Genomic DNA, 17,332 nt, shown 5'->3' on the forward strand with positions numbered 1-17,332 from the left:
TTCCCCCAATGATCAGTCGATCGCAAGAATGACATGCGCTGCGTCGAAGAGAGCGCATGCCGGCTTTCCGGGTTCCAGGCCCAGAGATCTGGCACTTTCGGCCGTGATGGTTGCGGCGAGGCTTTTCTCGCCGCCGATGTCGAGGACGACTTCTGTCGTGACTTCGGAGGGCGTCAGCCGGCGGACCGTGCCGGCGACGCAGTTGCGCACCGACAGGGGCGGAGCGCTTTCGCCCGGCGCAATGATGACGAAGGGTGCCTTGATGAGGGCGACCGCCTCGCGACCGACGCACAGGCCGAGCATTTTGAGGCTTTCCTGCGTGACGACAGCGTAAATCGTCGTGGCCTCGTTGACCTTGACCGCCACTTCGCTTGCGACCGCATCGGAGATGATCTGGGTGATCGTACCTCTCAGCGCATTGCGGGCCGAGGTCTTCATGAGCACTCCCGAGACGAGGTTGAGCGGAGAAATGCCGGTGCCGGAGAGATGCGGCTCGAGGGAGCGCACGACACGTGCCATCTCCGTCTCCAGCTTGTGGTAGGCCTCGATGACCTTGATCCCCGTAGGCGTCAGCGTCGCCCCGCCACCGGCACGTCCGCCGGTGCGCTTTTCCAGAAGTGGCTGACCGAACAGATTGGCCATGGCATCGAGCGCATCCCAGGCGGCCTTGTAGGTGATGCCGGCCGCCTTCGCTCCGGCCGTGATCGAGCCCTCCCGCGCCACGGCTTCGAGCAGTCGGATCCTGTCGCGACCGACGGCCGGCGATTCCGAGCTGCGCAAAGACACAAGGGCTTCGATTTCCATGGCCGAGGGACACTCTCCTAACGTCGTATAGTCAAACTACATAACGTGTCATTAGTCTCATAGATAGTTCGACGTTTGGGGGACAAGGATATGAAGCTCAGTGCACGCAATCAGCTCAAGGGCACGGTCGTTGAAGTGTTGAAGGGGGCGACCACTTCGCATGTTCGCATCGATATTGGCGGAACGGTCATCACCTCATCGATTACCAACGAGGCTGTCGATGAGCTGGGCCTTAAGGTCGGTCAGGAGGCTTATGCGGTCGTGAAGGCTTCCGACGTCATGGTCGGCGTCAGCGACTGATATGAGCGGGCGAGACGCCGCCGATGCAAGGGAGCGCGCCGTTGCGGCGCCTCCGCCCGTCGATGCGGGCCTCGTCTTTATCGGCCGTGCCCGCACGCCTTGGAGATCGCGGATGGATTGTCCGCGCATGGGGCGGCCGGACGGGCCGCTGTGCCGGTTGGAAATCTTTGAGCCGTGGACCGAGGCGCTGCGGACCATCGCGCTCTACGAGCGGCTCGAAGTGCTCTACTGGCTGCACCGTTCCCGCCGCGATCTCGTCCTGCAGAGCCCCAGAGGCGGCGGCGAGGCGCGCGGCACGTTTGCGCTTCGCTCGCCGGTGCGGCCAAATCCGATCGGCTCCTCGATCGTCAGGCTGGTTGCCGTAGAGGAGGGGGCGCTCCTGGTGCGCGGCATGGATTGTCTCGACGAGACGCCGCTCATCGACATCAAGCCCGATCGTTGTCTCTATAAGCCCGCTGGACCTCCGCATCCGGGCGATTTGCAGGTGGAGAGCGATTTGGCCGGGCGTTCAGCCCCTTAAGCCGCGGGATACGGCGAGGTCGACCGAGCTTCTCGGGATTGCCGTCATGTCATGACGTTCGGCCGAAGCCGTCGAGGCGCGCGGCAGGCGTTCCGCTTAGGCAGTGCTAAGCATTGTTCACGGGTGAAAATTTGTTACAGAAGTGGCATTGCTCCTGCCCACGGACCGGACAGTGCCAAAGGACAAGCTTCTCAACCCGGCGCGCCAGCGCGCGGCCTTCGAGCGGGTGCGCAAGGCGCACCAGTCGGAAGTGGCGGAGGATTACGTCGAGCTGATCGACGACTTGATCGCCGTCCGTGGAGAGGCGCGGGGAACCGACCTCGTGGAGCGCTTCGGGGTGACGCACGCCACCGTCAACCGGACCATTCAGCGGTTGATCCGCGACGGACTCGTGCGCTCCGAACCCTATCGCTCGATCTTCCTGACCGATGCCGGCAAGGCCCTTGCTGAACGCGCACGCGAACGTCATGCGCTGGTACGCGATTTCCTCCTGGCGATCGGCACGAGCCGCGAAATCGCCGAACAGGATGCCGAAGGCGTGGAGCACCATGTCAGCGACGAAACGCTGGCGGCATTCCGCAATTTTCTCAAACGCCAGAATTGAGCGCGCGGCGCTGAACGGGGTACCAGGGGCCCGGACCACCCTTTTTTATGAGCCGGGCAAGGGCTCGACAGCTCGCCTTGATGGCCGCGCCGCGGCGTCCGAACTCCAAGTGGTGTGGGCACCTTCGGCCCCGTCCGGGTGGTTCACCCTTGGGCGCCGACGCGCAACGTCGCATCCCTGGCTTGCAGCATGGGATTGTCATCCGGCGCCGATATTGTGACAAGATCGACGCAAAGCGCACTCAGGAGATGGGATTGTCATGAAGATCGCGGTTTTAGGAGGCGACGGTTTCGTCGGCTGGCCAACCGTCTTGCATTTGTCGAAGCGTGGGCACGAGGTCCATATCATCGACAATCTGAGCCGTCGCTGGATCGACACCGAGCTCGGCGTTCAGTCGCTCACCCCGATGGATTCCATCCAGGAGCGCTGCCGGGTCTGGCGTGAGCTGACGGGAGTGGCCCTGCGCTTCCATCTGATCGACGTTGCCAAGGAGTACGAGCGGTTCAAGAACTGGCTGGATGAGAATCGTCCCGCGGCGATCATCCACTTCGCCGAACAGCGTGCGGCGCCTTATTCGATGAAGTCGGATCGTCATAAGACCTACACCGTCGACAACAACGTCAACGCCACCCACAACATTCTGAACGCCATGGTTGCGGTCGACCTCGACGCGCATCTCGTGCATCTCGGCACCATGGGCGTTTATGGCTACGGCACGGTCAAGGCGCAGATCCCGGAAGGTTATCTGCCGGTCAAAATCCAGAGCCAGACGGGTGAGTGGGAGGATCGCGACATCCTCTATCCGGCCAATCCGGGCAGCGTCTATCACATGACGAAATGCCTCGATCAGCTGCTTTTCCAGTTTTACGCCAAGAACGACGGCGTGCGCGTCACCGACCTGCATCAGGGCGTGGTATGGGGCACCAACACCGCCGAAACGAAGATGCACGAACAGCTCATCAACCGTTTCGATTATGACGGCGATTACGGCACCGTCCTCAACCGCTTCCTGATTCAGGCGGCCGTCGGCTATCCGCTCACCGTGCACGGCACCGGTGGGCAGACGCGGGCTTTCATCCATATTCAGGATTCCGTGCGCTGCATCGAGATCGCCCTCAAGAATCCGCCGGCATCGGGCGAGCCGGTCAAGATCTTCAACCAGGCGACGGAAACCCATCGCGTGCGCGATCTCGCCGAGCTCGTCGCGAAGATGACGGGTGCCAAGATTGCCAACCTGCCCAATCCGCGCAAGGAGGCGGACGAGAACGAACTCTCCGTCTGCAACGAAAAATTCCTGGCTCTCGGTCTCGATCCGATCCGGCTCGAGGAAGGTCTCCTCTCCGAAGTGATCGATGTGGCCCGCAAATACGCTTACCGCATCGATAAGACGCGCATTCCATGCGTGTCTGGGTGGACGAAGGAGCGGAACAAGGCGATTAATACCCATCCGGGCTCGCCGAAACTGACAGCGATCTCCTAGAATTCATAGAAAGTCTCGGCCGTATGGCGAAAGTGGCCTATGCTACCCTTGCCGCTAATCCTGACTACTTGATCGGAGCGACGGCGCTTGCGCGCTCGTTCCGCATGACGGAATCGGAGGCGCCGCTGCTTGTCCTGGCCCCGGAGGATCTTCCGGGGCTCGATCAGATGGAGGCGGAAGGGGTGAGCGTGGTTCCGACGCGTCCACCGGAGGTGTCGGAGGCATTTCGTGAACGCCACAGCCGGGCCGCACAGCACCGCGAAGCGCCCTTTACGAGGGGTGAGAAGCCGAGCTTCCACGACCCGCTTCTCAATTTCGCCAAGCTGCGGCTATGGGAACTCGATGAATATGAGCGCATCGTCTTCGTCGATGCCGATGCGCTCTTTCTGCGCAATTGCGACAAGCTCTTCAGCTATCCGGGATTTTCCGCGGCGCCGAACGTCTATGACGCGCTCGACGGTTTCCATCGGCTGAATTCCGGCGTCTTCGTAACCAAGCCCGACAAGGCCACCTACGAGACGATGATGCTCGTCCTCGACGCGCCCGACGCGTTCTGGCCCCGCACCGATCAGAGCTTTTTGCAGGATTACTTCGCCGACTGGCACGGCCTGCCGTACATCTACAACGTCCTGCAATACGTCTATTTCCGGCTGCCGCAGCTGTGGAACTGGGACGCTACCAAGATCCTGCACTACCAATACGAAAAGCCCTGGCAGGAGGATCATCCGAAGCGCGCCGAACTCGGCCCGCTGATCGATCTATGGTGGAACGTCATGGAAGGGCGCGGACTGCCGGAATCGCTCGATCCGATTGCGCCGGCAACCTGAGAGCCTCTCTCCGCGCATGAGCGAAAAGCCACCTCTCGTTCTCGTCACCGGGGGGACCGGTTATGTCGGCCAGTTGATTGCGCGCCATCTGGCCGGCCATGGTTTTCGGATCAGGCTCGCCTCGCGGCAGCGGCCTCCCGAGGGGCGCTTCTCCTTTCCTTTCGAATGGGTGCCGTTCGAGCTCGATCCGCAGGCCGATTTTGGTGCGGCCATCGCGGACGTCGATCATGTCGTCCATGCCGCTTTCCAGCATGTGGCGGGCCGCTACCGCGGCGGCGAGGGCGATGATGTCGAAGGTTTTTACCGCGCCAACCGCGACGCCTCTTTGCGCGTCCTGAGAGAGGCCAAAGCCGCTGGCGTGAAGCGGGCAGTCTTCTTGTCGAGCCGTGCCGTCTACGGGTCTCTGGAGGGCCCGCTCGATGAGACGATGGTGCCCGAGCCGGACACCCATTACGGCCACGTCAAGCTCGCCGTGGAGAGGGGGTTGCGCAGGCTCTGCCTTGACCCGCCGGAGACTTTCGCGCCGCTCGCCGTACCGGCCGTCACGCCCGCCATGCCGTCCGTGGGCTTTGCGGGAGCCTCGCTCAGAGTGACCGGGGTTTATGGTCTCGTCGAACCGCTGGAGCGGACGAAATGGATGAGCATCGCGCGCCAGATTCTTGACGGGACTCTCGAGATTGCGCCTCGCGTCGCGACGGAGGTTCATGGCGAGGATGTCGGGCAGGCTGTCGCTCTCCTTCTCGATGCGCCTGCGGAAATGGCCACGGGGCAGATCTACAACTGCTCCGATCTTCTTCTCAGCAACCGCGAGATCGTGGCGGCGTTGCGCGAGGCACTGGCCCGGCCAGGATCGCTGCCGGAAAGGGGCGACGAAAGAAGTGTCGCCATCATGTGTTGTGATCGCTTAAGGAGACTTGGCTGGCAGCCGGGCGGGCGGGCGCATTTTGCCGGCACGATCGATGCGCTTGCCGGCGTTTGTGGAGCCGAAGCGAATGAACCCACAACTTTTCCGTGAGCATCCGCAGCGGGAATACCTGATCCGTGAGCTGCATGCGCGGCCGTCGGAGCCGATGCGCGCGCCATTGCGAATCTCGCAATTCGCCGCCCTGTCGGGCGAAAAGAGCCTGGAGGCCGATCGCGAGCATCTGGCGCGCCTTTGCGCCCGTCTCGGTGGTGCCGCGCCCTCGAGCGAGGCGAAGCACCATACGGCCGAGTTCGGCGGTCTCACGGTGAAATGGGAGCGCCATACGGAATTCTGCTCCTACACCTTCTTCCGGCGGGCGCATTTCACCCACCCCTTCGAAGACACGATCATCGAGGAGCTGCCGCGCGACTGGCTGGCAGAAGTGCCGGGAGAGGTCCTGTCGGCGGTGCATTTGGCAATCATCCCGAAAGAGGTGGAGATGCCGAGCCCGGAGGAGATTTCGCTCCGGCATTTCAATGGCAATCCCCTGATCGGAAATGCCGTGGCTGGCGGCAAGGCTCTGGTCTGGGCCGATTTCCGCCTGCATTCCGACCATTTCACCCGCATCCTCATTCAGGACAAGGGGCTCGAGGAGCGCCATGCCGGCCGCACGGTGCAGCGGCTCGTCGAGCTCAACACCTATCGCGCGCTCGCGCTTCTCGCTTTGCCGATTGCCCAGGAGGCGACGCCGCGGCTGCGGTCGGTCGACGAGGCGCTCGCAGATATCAGTGCACGCATGGCTGACCGGGCCGATCAGACGAGCGACGCCGATCTCCTTCGGCACCTGTCACAGCTTTCGGCCGAGATCGAAAGCGTGGCGGCACGCACCAGCTATCGCTTCGGCGCCTCGCGCGCCTACTACCAGCTCGTCAAGCAGCGACTGCGCGATCTGCGTCTGGAGCGCATGGACGAGGTGCTGACCATTGATGGCTTTCTGGACCGGCGCATGGGACCGGCGATGGCCACCTGCGAATCGGCCGAGGAGCGCCAGGAGGCGCTGGCGCAGCGCGCCGCGCGTGTCGGCAGCCTTTTGCGGGCACGTGTCGAGGTGGAGCTCGAAGAGCAGAACCGAGACCTTTTGAAGAACATGGACGAGCGCGCGCGCGTTCAGCTCAAGCTGCAGGAGACGGTCGAAGGTCTGTCGGTGGTGGCGATCAGCTATTACGCCATCGGTCTCGTCGGCTATCTCTTCAAGGCAGCGGAAAGCGCCGGCACGCCGATCAATGTTGGTCTGGCGACGGGTCTTGCGGTGCCTTTTGTGGCAGGTCTCGTGTGGTACGGGGTCCGCCGGGCACGGCGTGCAGCTGCCAAAAAGACTCCCGATTAGACCACGACCTGAATCTCAAATCGACGTTCGTCGACGGCACGGGCTCGCAGGCAATCCCATCATTATCTGCGTCGTGCCGCGGCCAGTAGCCCGGGTCGCCACGCCTGGCGGGTGCGAGCTTGACGAGTCGCGCGAGGCCGCAGTTTGGCGCCGCCGCGTAATGGCGCAGGACAATGGTTGGCGGCAGGTGAGGCTGCACAAGAACGGCGAGGAAGCCCGCGAGAAAAGCCAGGATAATGAGTGCGACGAAGGGGAGCCGACGTTTCTGAGGTGTTCGATACAGACCGGCGGCTTTGGAAATGCGCGCGAAGCGCTGGCGCAGTTTCTCTGCCTCTTTCTCTGCAAGATCGGGAGGCAGACGGGGGCGCGCCGCCGCCGCGGCTTCCCCGTGCCCTTCGTGACATTCCGATCCACCCCTAAGGCCCGGTTGGTGATCGGTCTCGCGTCGTGTATCCCCCGACATGTTTTGCCACCTACGCATGAGGGGTTAACCTTAGGTTGCGAGGGGTGGACAGCGCACGCACAGCGGTGCGGCTTTCTGAAGCTGAGCTCTGCCGGCGTTACTCGCTCGCCTGCGCCTGTTCGGCAAGGCGCGAGGCGATCTCCGCGCCGTTGGTGCCGTTGCGGGCGCCGATCGTGCTGAGCGTGTCGCCGAGCGAGGCCTTGATCCCGGCCTGGTGCAGCATGTCCAGTGCGGTCTCCGGTTCCAGCCCGAAGGCGGGGGCGGCCTTCTCCAGAGGCGCGTTCGACAAGACCTGAAGCACGGTTGTCGGGCTCACATGCTGAGCGTTTCCTGTCATCCCGGTGAGCGCCACCGATGCCATGAGGGCGATGCCGAAAGCGCCCCGGCCTGCACTCCGTTTGAAGGACCGGGCAACGGCCCGCCAGTTGCTGAGGAAAAGCCAGAGCGCGGCGACGATGAAAAGAACGCTCAGCCATTCATGCGCAAAGCGAACAAGATCGCTGTAGCGATGCGTGAGCATCATGATCCCGGTCACGCCCGAGACGACCAGGAGCGCGACCATGGCCGGCTTCACGATCGTGCCGGTCGGGTCGCTGCCGAGCGAGGCCATGTTCGCGTTCCTTGAGCGCAGACGGTGGAGAGGGAAGGGCGGTGCGTCCCGCCCTTCCGGAAGAAATCAGTCGCGCGGCGGCAAGAAGGTCTTGTTCGCGCGCCAGGCATCGGCGCTCCACGGGCCGGGACCGGCGAAGACGAGATAGAAGAACAAGAAACAGAAGAGGATCGCCGCATCGCCGCCATTCAGCACGGGATAGAAGGCACGCGGGAAATGCGCGAGGAAATAGGCAAAGGCCATGAGGCCAGAGAGAACGAAGGCGACCGGCCGGGTGAACAGACCGATGACGAGGAGCGCGCCCCCGCACATTTCGAGAATGCCGGCGTACCAGCCGAGGCTGAAGGCCGCCGTGACGTGATCGGCCGGTGGGAAGCCCAAGAGCTTCTGCGTGCCGTGCTCCATGAACAGGAGTGCGGCGACGATGCGCACGACACTGAGGACGCGTGGTGTCCAGATTGTCTCAAGATCCTTGGTGGTCATGGGAAATTTCCTTCTTGACGATCGCCTGGATCCGCGAGCCTCGCCCGCAAACCGCCCCGGCCGCTTCGTTCGCCCGCACGCGGAGAAAAACCGCTTCCCACGGGCAATGACGAACGATCAGCCTGCCGGAGAAAGCCACAGCATGGCTTCTCCCGCAAATTAACAGCTGGTAAGTCAGGGGCTTAAGAATGGACTCAGATGAGTCGCATGAGGAGACCGTGGAGCTAAGTTATAGGTCCCGCAGGGTTTTCTTTGGTCCTGCACACGCTCTTCAATCTGCCGTGACCCTCTCGCACAAGGTTTCGCGCGTGATCTCTGCCTCCACGGGTGCCGGAGCTTTCCTGTCTCATGCACGAGGTTTGTCGGTGTCGTCCGGGCAGGCGGCGAGGGCGTGTCCGCCTGAAACGCGGCCACAAGAAGGATGCAGGAGAGGTTTCCCATGACGCGCCTCCTGGCGATCGATCTCGGGGGCTCGGCTCTCAAGGCATGTCTGTTCGAGGCGGACGGGTCGGTCGTGGCAAGTGCGAATGTCGAAACGGGTTTCGAGGAACGGGCGCCGGGGCATTCCGAGCAGGAGCCGGCGCTGTGGTGGGAGGCTCTGAAGAGCGCCTGCGAACGGATCTCAAGCGAGAGCGCGGGTGGGCTCGGCGGCATTGCGGCGGTGGCGCTGTGCGGTTTCACGCGCACGCAGGTCTTTCTCGATCAAGCGGGGAAGAGTGTGCGCCCGGCGCTCGGCTTCCGCGATTCGCGCGCTGAAAGCGCGCTGGCGATGGCGCGGAGGGACGAGGCTCTCGACGCCGACGGAGTGTTCGCAGGCCTCAATGCCTTCCATCCGACCGCACGTCTTCTCTGGTTGAAGGAGAACGAGGCGGAGAATTGGGAAAGAACGCACCTCGTTCTGGAGCCTAAGGATTATCTCAATCTGCAACTGACGGGCATCGCCCGTTCCGACCACGTCTCGCAGCATTGGCTGGCGCAATCTTTGGCTGGCGGCGACGCCTCTGTCGCCGCCCGCCTCGGCCTTGAACGCGCTCTTCTGCCGCCGCTCGGGCAGCCGGAAGATATCGTCGGCCAGGTGCGCGAAGGGCTGCCGGGGGCGCTGAGCGCCCTTGCCGGAGCCAAAGTCCTGTGCGGTTCCAACGACAGCTGGACCGCGGTCGCCGGTCTCGGGGGACTCAAGAGCGGAAGCGCCTATTGTATTTCCGGCTCTTCGGAGGTCTTCGGCCTGCTGTCGCATCGGCGCGGCGAGGCCGAAGGGCTGATCACCATCCCCTGGGGGGAGGAACTCTGGCATCTGGGTGGGCCAGGCCAGAACGGCGCCAACCTTCTCAGTTGGATCGTCGATGGGCTCGATGCGACGCGTCGACCGTTTCAGGAACGGCTGGCGGCGCTTCTGGGCGAGCCTGAAAATCCGCGCCCGCTTCTGTTTCACCCGTATCTGCACGGAGAGCGCACACCGTTCTGGGACGGAGACCTTGCGGCCTCCTTTCTCGGCATGACGTCCGGCCACGGCCGGGGCGACCTCGTGCGTGCCGTCATGCAAGGCGTCGGCTTCCTCAACCGCACCGTGCTGGAGCGGGCGGAGACGGCGACAGGCCTTGCCGCGGAAGCCGTTCGCATGGCCGGCGGCGGCACGAAAAGCCCGCTCTGGAATCAAATGCGCGCCGATATCCTCGGCCGTCCTGTCCTTGTCTCCCGCCACGCCGAGATGGGGCTTGCCGGCTGCTTTGCCCTTTGTCGGGTGGCCCTTGGGTTGGCCGAGAACATCGGCGCGGCCGCACCCGAGGAGGACTTCACCTCCTACCTGCCGAACGCGGCGCAGCATGCGCATTACGATGCGCTCTATGCCCTCTTCACCGAGATGCATGAGCCGGTGGCACATGCTGCCCGGTCTCTCGAGAAGCTTCGCCGGAGGCCGAGTTGAATGCATCGTCGGGGAGCGACATGCGGCTTTAAGAGCAAAGTGCCGATCTGGCCCTTGACCTTACGCCGCATTCTGCGCCACGCGAACGTTCACGCATAATGTACTGAAATGACTCTTGGATGCAGTATGGGGCAAAGGATGAGGCATGGCACACCGCTGCGAGCGCATCGGGGCGCATCGAGATGAGCGGAAAACCGGTCGTACTCATCACCGGGGCCAGCGGTGGCATCGGCCGCGCGACCTTGTCCGCCATGCAACGTGATGGTTGGCGGATTTTTGCCACCGATCTCGATGACGGCGACAGACTTGCCGATCTGTTGGGAGAAGACGACGGCTACGCGTCGGCCGATCTTCTCGACCGGTCGGCGCCGGAGGCTCTGGTCGATGCCTGTCTCGCCCGCTTTGGCCGCATCGACGGGCTCGTGCATTGTGCCGGGACATCGCATGTCGCGGCCTTTCCCGATCAGGACGACGAGGGCTGGGAGAGGGTGATCGACGTCAATCTCTCGAGCGCCCATCGTGTCGGCCGGGCGGTGGGGCGCGCCATGCGTTCTGCCGGAAACGGCGGCGCTATGGTCTTCGTCTCATCGATCGCCTGGCTTTCGGGCGGCGCCAATCCGGCCTATGGCGCGGCCAAGGGAGGCGTCAACACTATGACCTTCAACATCGCCCAGTCCTTGGGGCCGGACGGCGTGCGTGCCAATGCGGTGGCGCCGGGGATCATCGCCACCGAGATGGTGCGTGGGGCTTTCCCGGGCGATGCCTTCGGAAAACTCGAGCGGGCAGCCTCGGCGCGGACGCCTCTGCGCCGTCTCGGTCGGCCTGAGGACGTCGCGGAGGTCGTCGCCTTCCTCATGTCGCCGCGCGCCGCCTTCGTGACGGGCGCCGTCATTCCCGTCACCGGGGGGCTGGAATTGATCCCGCCGATCGGCAAGCTCGCGGACCAGGCCGGGTGAGAGATTTCATCGCCAAATACGGGACGGCGCTCGCGGGGCTCCTCGTCTTCGTCTTCCTGCTCGTTTTCGCGCGCAATTTCGCCTCCAGCGCCAATCTGCTGAATGTTCTGAAGCAGACGAGCTTTCTGGCGATCCTTGCCACCGGCTTCACTTTTGCGCTGTTGACCTCCGAGCTCGATCTCTCCTTCGCCAATCTTGCGAGCCTTGCCGCCGTCGTCACCGGCGGCCTCATCGCCGGAGGCACGTTTTGGGGGCTTGCCGTTGTCGCGGGTCTTGCCGTCGCCACCCTGGGCGGCTTGGTGAACGGGTTCCTCGTCACCGGCGTGAAGGTGCCCTCTCTCATTGCCACACTCGGCACGGCCGCGATCGCCAATGGTCTGACGTTCATGATCACCGGCGGCGTGGCTTTTGTCGGGCGCTGGGATCCGATGTTTCTCGCCCTCGCGCGCGGCGAGATCTTCGGCATTCCGGTCCTCGTCGTGGTCATGGCGGCCGTCGTTCTGAGCGCCTGGTTCGTGACGCGCAAGACGCGGCTCGGCACGCATATGCTGGCAACCGGAGAAGCGCAGGAGGCGGCCCATCGTGCCGGCATCGCGACGCGGCGCATGAAGCTGATCGGCCTTACGCTCTCGGGGTTTGCGGCCGGTATTGCGGCCGTTCTCCTCGTCGCCAATCTGAGCTCCGCCTCGCCGCAGATGGCGGGCGATTATCTCCTGAACGGTATCGCCGCGGTGCTTCTCGGCATGACCATGTTCGAGCCCGGACGCCCGAACATCGCCGGAACTTTCGTCGGCGCCCTGATCATTTCGGTGCTCGCCAACGGCCTCGTGCTTCTCGGCGCGCCCTATTACCTGCAAGATATCATGCTGGGCGTCATCGTCATCGCCTCGGTGAGCGTCTCCGCCAGCGTTCTGAAGAAGGCCGCATTTTCCGTATGAAGCGCGCCGAAAAAGCCGCGCTCTGCCAACGACAAGAGGGATGAACATGAAATTCAGATTGCTGCTTTCGCTTGGCGTCGTCGCCTTCGCGGTGACGCGCGCGATGTCCGCGCAGGCCTTCCAGCTCGGCGTCGTCGCCTTTCAGATGTCGTCGGAGACGCATGCGCGCGTCGCCAATGCCGTCGAGGCCGCCGCGAGGAAAAAGGGCTGGGATGTCGTCATGTTGAATTCCAACGGCACGCTCCAGACGCATGCGGAGCAGATCGAGAACCTCGTCCAAAGCGGCGTCGACGGCATCGTGCTCGCCATGTCGAAGCCCGTCGAATTCGATGCGCAGATGCAAGAGGTGAAGGATGCCGGCATCCCGCTGATCACGGTCATGAGCGGGGCCAGCCCGAATGCGCTTTTCGATATTCAGGTCAATGAGTACGCCGTCGGCTCTGAATCGGCGCTCTATCTTCTGGGGCAGCTCGGCTATGAGGGCTCGATCCTGACGGACCGCTTCGAATCCAATGTCGGCACGCGCATCCGCGGCAAGGTGCTCGACGTCGTCTTGAGCGAAAACCAGGCGGTGAAGGAAGTGGGCAGCCATTCGATGGCCCGCACCAAGAGCTGGCAGGAGGATGTGCGCAACGGCATGAATGCTCTCATCATGCAGAATGCCGGCAGCTTCGACGGCATCTGGGCATCCTTCGATGGGCAGGCCTTCATCATCGACGATCTCCTGAAGCAGCAGGGCATGCAGAAGGGCGATGTGGTTCTCGTCTCGACCGACGGCGGGCCGGAAACGTTCCGGCGCATCAAGTCGCCCGATTCCATGCTGATGGCGACGGTGGCGATCCCGTTCGAGGCGATGGGCGAGGCGGCTGTCGACGCCATGCAGAAGATCGCCGTCGAAGGTGCGGAGAAAGAAACGATCACCTCCGGCCCCTATCTCTACATGAAAGCCGATCTCGTCGATCAGTCGAACGTCGACAATTTCATCAAGGAGTAGGCGAGGGGTTCGGCGGGCGAGCCGCCGGCCACTTTGGAAAAAAGATGAGCGACATCCTCACCGTCCGCAACGCCCGGAAATCCTACGGTGCCGTCAAGGCGCTGCGCGGCGCCGATCTCAGCGTCGCGGCCGGCGAGGTGCACGCACTCTGCGGCGACAATGGCGCCGGAAAATCGACGCTGATCAAACTCGTCTCCGGCGTCGAACGCCCCGATGTGGGCGACATTCACGTCCGCGGCGAAAAGGTGCGGCTTGCAAACCCGCATGACGCGCTCGCGGCCGGCATTGCGACCATCCATCAGGATCTCGGTCTCGCGCCGCGCATGATGATCTATCAGAACATTTTCATGGGCTCCGAGCTCGAGAGGCGGGTCCTCGGCATCAAGGTGCTCGACCGCGCCGCCATGATCGCCCGCTCGCAGGATTTTCTGATCTCGCTGAATTCGGTGATGCGCGACATGACCGCCAAGGTGGAGAACCTGTCCGGCGGGCAACGTCAGGCCGTGGCGATTTGCCGGGCGCTTCGCTGGAAGGCGGAAATCATCATCATGGATGAGCCGACCGCCGCGCTCGGCGTGCGCGAAACGGAAGAGGTGATGAAGCTCATCCGCCGGCTGAAGGAAAACGGCGTTACCGTCATCCTGATCAGCCACAACATGCACGACGTCGTCGCCGTCGCCGACCGGGTGACCATTCTGCGCGGTGGCCGGACCGAAGCATCGCTTTCGACCGACGGCCTGACATCGCAGGCTCTGTCGGAGCGGATCATGGGCGGCGACTGAGCGAACAAGAAAGGCGGAGAGCGGCCGCCATCCGTGCGGGGTGAGGCCGCTTCGCACCGAACGCTAAGCCCACCGCAGATCCGACGGACGCTGAGAGCGAATATCGTCCGTGTCCTTCATGCCGGCCGAGCAACGCACTTGACTTCGTCGCACAGTGAGAGTTTATGCGCTTAAACGCATATGCGCAAAACCGTGAGTTTGTGATGGACGTGTCTCTTGTTCTCTCCGCCTTGGCTGAGCCGACGCGGCTTGCCGCCATCCAGATCGTCTGGGACGGCGGGGAGCATTGCGTCTGTGAGCTGATGCAGCGCTTGGAGGCAACGCAATCGCGCATGTCGCGGCATATGGGGGTGCTGAAAGCTGCGGGGCTCGTCGTCGACCGCCGCGATGCGCAATGGGTTCGCTACCGGCGCAATCCTGACCTGCCGCAAGAGCTTGCGGCGATCGTCGATGCGGCCATGGTCGCGCTCGATGGCGGGTCGAGGAGGGCGGCTGCATGAGCGCCTCCGGCTTTGCAGACGGCACTGCGCCGGGATCAGGCCGGCGCTCCTCGCCACTCCTGTGGTATCTTGGCACCGTCGCAGCGTTCGCGCTGTGGGTCGGCGTTTATATGGGCCTCAAGCCGGCTGCCGAAGCACTTACCGGCTTGCTTCCAGTCGCACGGGAAAGCCGGCTCGGCGAGGCGCTCGCCTTCTTTCTCTACGACACGCCGAAAGTGCTGATGCTGTTGGCGCTCGTGGTTTTCGTGATGGGGGTGGTGCAGTCTTTCTTCTCGCCCGAGAAGACGCGGGCCTTTCTGTCGGGTCGGCGCGAGGGGGCCGGCAACGTCATGGCGGCTGGGCTCGGCATCCTGACGCCCTTTTGCTCCTGTTCCGCCATTCCGCTCTTCATCGGTTTCGTTCAGGCCGGCATCCCGCTCGGCGTTACCTTCTCCTTCCTGATCGCCGCGCCGATGGTGAACGAGGTGGCGCTTGGCCTTCTCTTCGGTCTGGTCGGCTGGCAGGTGGCACTCCTCTATCTCGCCTTCGGACTTGGCGTCGCAATCGTGTCGGGTTGGGTCATCGGCCGCCTGCATATCGAATCCTGGCTGCAGGACTGGGTGCGCGAGTTGAATGCGACCGGCGGCTGCTGCCGCGTGCCAGAGGACGAGATCACAGGCGTTGAGCGTCTCCGCGAGGGCCTTGCCTCCATGAGGGAGATCGTCGGCCGAGTCTGGCTGTGGATTCTCGCCGGTATCGCTGTCGGCGCCGGCATTCACGGCTATGTGCCGGCGGAGCTGATGGCGCGCATCATGGGTGCGGAGGCCTGGTGGTCGGTGCCGGCTGCAATCGGCCTCGGCATTCCGATGTATTCCAATGCTGCCGGTATCATCCCCGTGGTGGAAGCGCTTCTCGATAAGGGTGCGGCCCTCGGCACGACACTCGCCTTCATGATGGCGGTTCTGGCGCTCTCGCTGCCGGAGATCGTCATTCTGAGAAAGGTGCTGAAGGGAAAGCTCATCGCCGTCTTCGTCGCCATCGTCGGGACGGGCATCTTCAGCGTCGGCTTCCTGTTCAATTTCCTGTTCGGATAAATCGGAGGTATTTCTGAGATGAAGGATGTGAAAGTGCTCGGCCCCGGCTGCAAGCGCTGTGAGACGACAGAGGCCATGGTGCGCAATGCTGCCGGGAGGCTCGGCATTGAGGCAAAGGTGCAAAAGGTAACGGACTACGCCGAGATCGCTCGATATGGCGTTGCCTCCACTCCGGGCATCGTCATCGACGGCAAGCTTGTCCATGCCGGAGGCCTGCCGCGGGAAGACAAGCTGGAGGAATGGCTGACGGCGTGAGCTTGCCCTTCGCCCTCGTATCCGATCGCAGAGAGAAAGAGTTTCGCCGACCATGAACGTCGTCATTCATCACAATCCCGACTGCGGCACTTCGCGCAATGTTCTGTCGATCATCGAGAAGGCCGGCTATCAGCCGACCGTCATCGAGTATCTCAAGGAAGGATGGACCCGCCCGCAGCTTCTGGCGCTCTTCGCCGCGGCCGGACTGACCCCGCGCGAGGCACTCAGGACGACGAAATCGCCGGCGGAGGAGCTCGGCCTGCTCGATCCCGAGGTCAGCGACGAGAAGCTCCTGGAGGCGATGATTGCGCATCCTGTTCTGGTCAACCGGCCGATCGTCTGCACGACAAAGGGTGTGCGGCTGTGCCGGCCGAGCGAGATGGTGCTCGACCTTCTCGATCGCCTGCCGCCCGGGCCGCTCGCCAAGGAGGATGGCGAGCCGATCATCGATACGAACGGACGCAGGGTCGCGTAACGAGCGTGCTCGCTTACATTTCTGTAACCCGTTGATTTGCCTCAAGCGCGGTATCGCCGGATCTGCTAGATTGCAGAGGATGCTCGCCACTCGGATTCCACGTCTGGCATCGCTGCTTCTCGCGCTTCTCCTCGCACTCGTCGGCGGGCAGGCGAGCTACGTCTCGGCGCATGGCCCGAAGACGGTTTCGGCTGAAATGTCGGCGATGCGTCTCGTGGCCGAGCCATCGCATGATTGCTGCCAGGAGGCGCCGGTGGAAAAGGCCGGCTGTATCGCAATCTGCGCCGCAACCCTGCAAGCTTTCGCCACCACTCATATGCCGGCTGTGCCTGCGCCACGGAGCGATGTCGCGGCCGAAATGCGGCCTGATGCGAGGGTGCTGGTTGCCATAGATTCGGAAGCGCTGTCGCCTCCGCCACGAAGCATCCTTTCCTGAAAGAAGCGGGCAAAGCTCGCAACAGACTGAATCGCCGGGTGAAACCCGGCCCATCTGCACTTTGGAAAGATGCTTCCGATGAAATCTCGTTTTCTTCTCGCTGGCGCTGCGTTTGCCGGCATGCTCGCCGTTTCTTCCGTTCATGCGGAAGGACTTCCGGCCATGACCGTCTACAAGGACCCCTCCTGCGGCTGCTGCACGGCCTGGGCGGACAAGATGCGTACCGAGGGCTTTGCCGTCGAAGTCGTCCCGACCGACGATATCGGCGCCGTCAAGCAGCAGTTCGGCGTGCCCGATGAACTCGCCTCATGCCATACGGCCGTTGTGGGCGGCTACGTCCTGGAAGGTCACGTGCCTTCGGCGATGGTTGCGCGGCTCCTCGATGAAAAGCCCATGACGGCCGGTCTCGCCGTGCCGGGCATGCCGGTCGGCTCGGAAGGCATGGCCATGCCCGGCATGGAGCCGGACACCTATCCGGTCGTTTCTTTCGGAGCTTCCGGTCAGTCGACCTATGCCCGCTATCGCGGCGAGGAACGCCTGTCGGATTAAGACACTTGATGAAGAAGAAAGGGCGCTCACCCTTTGCGGGGTGAACGCCCTTTCGACTGGCTGGAGGT

Annotated in this window: 22 protein-coding genes; 18 read left to right on the plus strand and 4 right to left on the minus strand. The window is 63.3% G+C overall.

Annotated elements, in window-relative coordinates:
- Positions 1-12: 12 nt before the first annotated feature.
- The gene (locus tag L0F51_RS00610; RefSeq protein ID WP_234627478.1) at positions 13-804 is read right to left on the minus strand and encodes a TOBE domain-containing protein; all 792 of its coding nucleotides are present in this window, start codon (positions 802-804) and stop codon (positions 13-15) included.
- A gap of 90 nt (positions 805-894) precedes the next feature.
- Here L0F51_RS00610 and L0F51_RS00615 point away from each other — a divergent pair, with 90 nt between their 5' ends.
- From L0F51_RS00615 to L0F51_RS00645, 7 genes are all read left to right on the plus strand, one after another.
- Positions 895-1,104, plus strand: coding sequence for a molybdopterin-binding protein (locus L0F51_RS00615; protein WP_234627479.1), 210 nt, complete (start codon positions 895-897; stop codon positions 1,102-1,104).
- 1 nt (position 1,105) lies between these two features.
- On the plus strand, positions 1,106-1,624 hold the full coding sequence (gene tsaA / locus L0F51_RS00620; RefSeq protein WP_234627480.1) for a tRNA (N6-threonylcarbamoyladenosine(37)-N6)-methyltransferase TrmO: 519 nt from the start codon (positions 1,106-1,108) through the stop codon (positions 1,622-1,624).
- A gap of 172 nt (positions 1,625-1,796) precedes the next feature.
- Entirely contained in the window at positions 1,797-2,228 is a 432-nt protein-coding gene (gene mntR, locus L0F51_RS00625) for a manganese-binding transcriptional regulator MntR (protein ID WP_234627481.1), read from the plus strand.
- 259 nt (positions 2,229-2,487) lie between these two features.
- Positions 2,488-3,708: an NAD-dependent epimerase/dehydratase family protein gene (locus L0F51_RS00630; RefSeq protein WP_234627482.1), complete on the plus strand. Its 1,221-nt coding sequence runs from the start codon at positions 2,488-2,490 to the stop codon at positions 3,706-3,708.
- 23 nt (positions 3,709-3,731) lie between these two features.
- Positions 3,732-4,535 carry a glycosyltransferase family 8 protein gene (locus L0F51_RS00635; RefSeq protein ID WP_234627483.1) on the plus strand — a complete coding sequence of 268 codons (804 nt, stop codon included), beginning with the start codon at positions 3,732-3,734 and terminating at the stop codon, positions 4,533-4,535.
- 16 nt (positions 4,536-4,551) lie between these two features.
- Entirely contained in the window at positions 4,552-5,550 is a 999-nt protein-coding gene (locus L0F51_RS00640; RefSeq protein WP_234627484.1) for an NAD(P)-dependent oxidoreductase, read from the plus strand.
- Entirely contained in the window at positions 5,528-6,826 is a 1,299-nt protein-coding gene (locus L0F51_RS00645) for a DUF3422 family protein (RefSeq protein ID WP_234627485.1), read from the plus strand. Before L0F51_RS00640 ends, L0F51_RS00645 begins: the two co-directional genes overlap by 23 nt.
- Here the strand turns inward: L0F51_RS00645 and L0F51_RS00650 are convergent.
- The 3 genes from L0F51_RS00650 to L0F51_RS00660 all read right to left on the minus strand — a co-directional run bounded on the left by L0F51_RS00650 (position 6,720) and on the right by L0F51_RS00660 (position 8,382).
- Entirely contained in the window at positions 6,720-7,307 is a 588-nt protein-coding gene (locus tag L0F51_RS00650; protein ID WP_370642280.1) for an excalibur calcium-binding domain-containing protein, read from the minus strand. The genes L0F51_RS00645 and L0F51_RS00650 overlap by 107 nt on opposite strands.
- 79 nt (positions 7,308-7,386) lie before the next feature.
- Entirely contained in the window at positions 7,387-7,899 is a 513-nt protein-coding gene (locus tag L0F51_RS00655; RefSeq protein WP_234627487.1) for a hypothetical protein, read from the minus strand.
- Between the two features lie 66 nt (positions 7,900-7,965).
- On the minus strand, positions 7,966-8,382 hold the full coding sequence (locus L0F51_RS00660; RefSeq protein WP_234627488.1) for a DoxX family protein: 417 nt from the start codon (positions 8,380-8,382) through the stop codon (positions 7,966-7,968).
- 439 nt (positions 8,383-8,821) lie between these two features.
- Here L0F51_RS00660 and L0F51_RS00665 point away from each other — a divergent pair, with 439 nt between their 5' ends.
- From L0F51_RS00665 to L0F51_RS00715, 11 genes are all read left to right on the plus strand, one after another.
- On the plus strand, positions 8,822-10,306 hold the full coding sequence (locus L0F51_RS00665; RefSeq protein ID WP_234627489.1) for an FGGY-family carbohydrate kinase: 1,485 nt from the start codon (positions 8,822-8,824) through the stop codon (positions 10,304-10,306).
- 182 nt (positions 10,307-10,488) lie between these two features.
- Entirely contained in the window at positions 10,489-11,262 is a 774-nt protein-coding gene (locus L0F51_RS00670) for an SDR family NAD(P)-dependent oxidoreductase (protein ID WP_234627490.1), read from the plus strand.
- A complete protein-coding gene (locus L0F51_RS00675) occupies positions 11,259-12,200 on the plus strand; it encodes an ABC transporter permease (RefSeq protein WP_234627491.1) in 942 nt (313 codons plus the stop codon). The genes L0F51_RS00670 and L0F51_RS00675 overlap by 4 nt, the downstream gene beginning before the upstream one ends.
- A 46-nt stretch (positions 12,201-12,246) precedes the next feature.
- On the plus strand, positions 12,247-13,194 hold the full coding sequence (locus tag L0F51_RS00680; protein WP_234627492.1) for a sugar ABC transporter substrate-binding protein: 948 nt from the start codon (positions 12,247-12,249) through the stop codon (positions 13,192-13,194).
- Positions 13,195-13,238: 44 nt separating this feature from the next.
- Complete coding sequence (locus tag L0F51_RS00685; protein ID WP_234627493.1) at positions 13,239-13,976, plus strand: ATP-binding cassette domain-containing protein; 738 nt, start codon at positions 13,239-13,241, stop codon at positions 13,974-13,976.
- Positions 13,977-14,179: 203 nt separating this feature from the next.
- On the plus strand, positions 14,180-14,476 hold the full coding sequence (locus tag L0F51_RS00690; protein ID WP_234627494.1) for a metalloregulator ArsR/SmtB family transcription factor: 297 nt from the start codon (positions 14,180-14,182) through the stop codon (positions 14,474-14,476).
- Positions 14,473-15,549: a permease gene (locus L0F51_RS00695; RefSeq protein ID WP_234627495.1), complete on the plus strand. Its 1,077-nt coding sequence runs from the start codon at positions 14,473-14,475 to the stop codon at positions 15,547-15,549. The genes L0F51_RS00690 and L0F51_RS00695 overlap by 4 nt, the downstream gene beginning before the upstream one ends.
- A gap of 18 nt (positions 15,550-15,567) precedes the next feature.
- Positions 15,568-15,804: a thioredoxin family protein gene (locus tag L0F51_RS00700; protein ID WP_234627496.1), complete on the plus strand. Its 237-nt coding sequence runs from the start codon at positions 15,568-15,570 to the stop codon at positions 15,802-15,804.
- Positions 15,805-15,856: 52 nt separating this feature from the next.
- Positions 15,857-16,279: an arsenate reductase (glutaredoxin) gene (gene arsC / locus L0F51_RS00705; RefSeq protein WP_234627497.1), complete on the plus strand. Its 423-nt coding sequence runs from the start codon at positions 15,857-15,859 to the stop codon at positions 16,277-16,279.
- Positions 16,280-16,358: 79 nt separating this feature from the next.
- Complete coding sequence (locus L0F51_RS00710) at positions 16,359-16,715, plus strand: hypothetical protein (protein WP_234627498.1); 357 nt, start codon at positions 16,359-16,361, stop codon at positions 16,713-16,715.
- A 78-nt stretch (positions 16,716-16,793) separates the two neighbouring features.
- The gene (locus tag L0F51_RS00715) at positions 16,794-17,264 is read left to right on the plus strand and encodes a DUF411 domain-containing protein (protein WP_234627499.1); all 471 of its coding nucleotides are present in this window, start codon (positions 16,794-16,796) and stop codon (positions 17,262-17,264) included.
- Positions 17,265-17,332 lie beyond the last annotated feature (68 nt).

Origin of the sequence: Afifella sp. H1R, from assembly GCF_021462425.1 — a bacterium.
In the GTDB taxonomy this organism is placed as follows: domain Bacteria; phylum Pseudomonadota; class Alphaproteobacteria; order Rhizobiales; family Afifellaceae; genus Afifella; species Afifella aestuarii.

Coding starts and splice junctions, on each gene's coding strand:
- L0F51_RS00700 (WP_234627496.1), top strand. CDS start 15,568: ATGAAGGATGTGAAAGTGCTCGGCCCCGGCTGCAAGCGCTGTGAGACG.
- L0F51_RS00690 (WP_234627494.1), top strand. CDS start 14,180: ATGGACGTGTCTCTTGTTCTCTCCGCCTTGGCTGAGCCGACGCGGCTT.
- L0F51_RS00655 (WP_234627487.1), bottom strand. CDS start 7,899: ATGGCCTCGCTCGGCAGCGACCCGACCGGCACGATCGTGAAGCCGGCC.
- L0F51_RS00640 (WP_234627484.1), top strand. CDS start 4,552: ATGAGCGAAAAGCCACCTCTCGTTCTCGTCACCGGGGGGACCGGTTAT.
- L0F51_RS00615 (WP_234627479.1), top strand. CDS start 895: ATGAAGCTCAGTGCACGCAATCAGCTCAAGGGCACGGTCGTTGAAGTG.
- L0F51_RS00660 (WP_234627488.1), bottom strand. CDS start 8,382: ATGACCACCAAGGATCTTGAGACAATCTGGACACCACGCGTCCTCAGT.
- L0F51_RS00695 (WP_234627495.1), top strand. CDS start 14,473: ATGAGCGCCTCCGGCTTTGCAGACGGCACTGCGCCGGGATCAGGCCGG.
- L0F51_RS00645 (WP_234627485.1), top strand. CDS start 5,528: ATGAACCCACAACTTTTCCGTGAGCATCCGCAGCGGGAATACCTGATC.
- L0F51_RS00685 (WP_234627493.1), top strand. CDS start 13,239: ATGAGCGACATCCTCACCGTCCGCAACGCCCGGAAATCCTACGGTGCC.
- L0F51_RS00670 (WP_234627490.1), top strand. CDS start 10,489: ATGAGCGGAAAACCGGTCGTACTCATCACCGGGGCCAGCGGTGGCATC.
- arsC (WP_234627497.1), top strand. CDS start 15,857: ATGAACGTCGTCATTCATCACAATCCCGACTGCGGCACTTCGCGCAAT.
- L0F51_RS00715 (WP_234627499.1), top strand. CDS start 16,794: ATGAAATCTCGTTTTCTTCTCGCTGGCGCTGCGTTTGCCGGCATGCTC.
- L0F51_RS00610 (WP_234627478.1), bottom strand. CDS start 804: ATGGAAATCGAAGCCCTTGTGTCTTTGCGCAGCTCGGAATCGCCGGCC.
- L0F51_RS00710 (WP_234627498.1), top strand. CDS start 16,359: ATGCTCGCCACTCGGATTCCACGTCTGGCATCGCTGCTTCTCGCGCTT.
- L0F51_RS00650 (WP_370642280.1), bottom strand. CDS start 7,307: ATGCGTAGGTGGCAAAACATGTCGGGGGATACACGACGCGAGACCGAT.
- L0F51_RS00630 (WP_234627482.1), top strand. CDS start 2,488: ATGAAGATCGCGGTTTTAGGAGGCGACGGTTTCGTCGGCTGGCCAACC.
- tsaA (WP_234627480.1), top strand. CDS start 1,106: ATGAGCGGGCGAGACGCCGCCGATGCAAGGGAGCGCGCCGTTGCGGCG.
- L0F51_RS00635 (WP_234627483.1), top strand. CDS start 3,732: ATGGCGAAAGTGGCCTATGCTACCCTTGCCGCTAATCCTGACTACTTG.
- L0F51_RS00665 (WP_234627489.1), top strand. CDS start 8,822: ATGACGCGCCTCCTGGCGATCGATCTCGGGGGCTCGGCTCTCAAGGCA.
- L0F51_RS00680 (WP_234627492.1), top strand. CDS start 12,247: ATGAAATTCAGATTGCTGCTTTCGCTTGGCGTCGTCGCCTTCGCGGTG.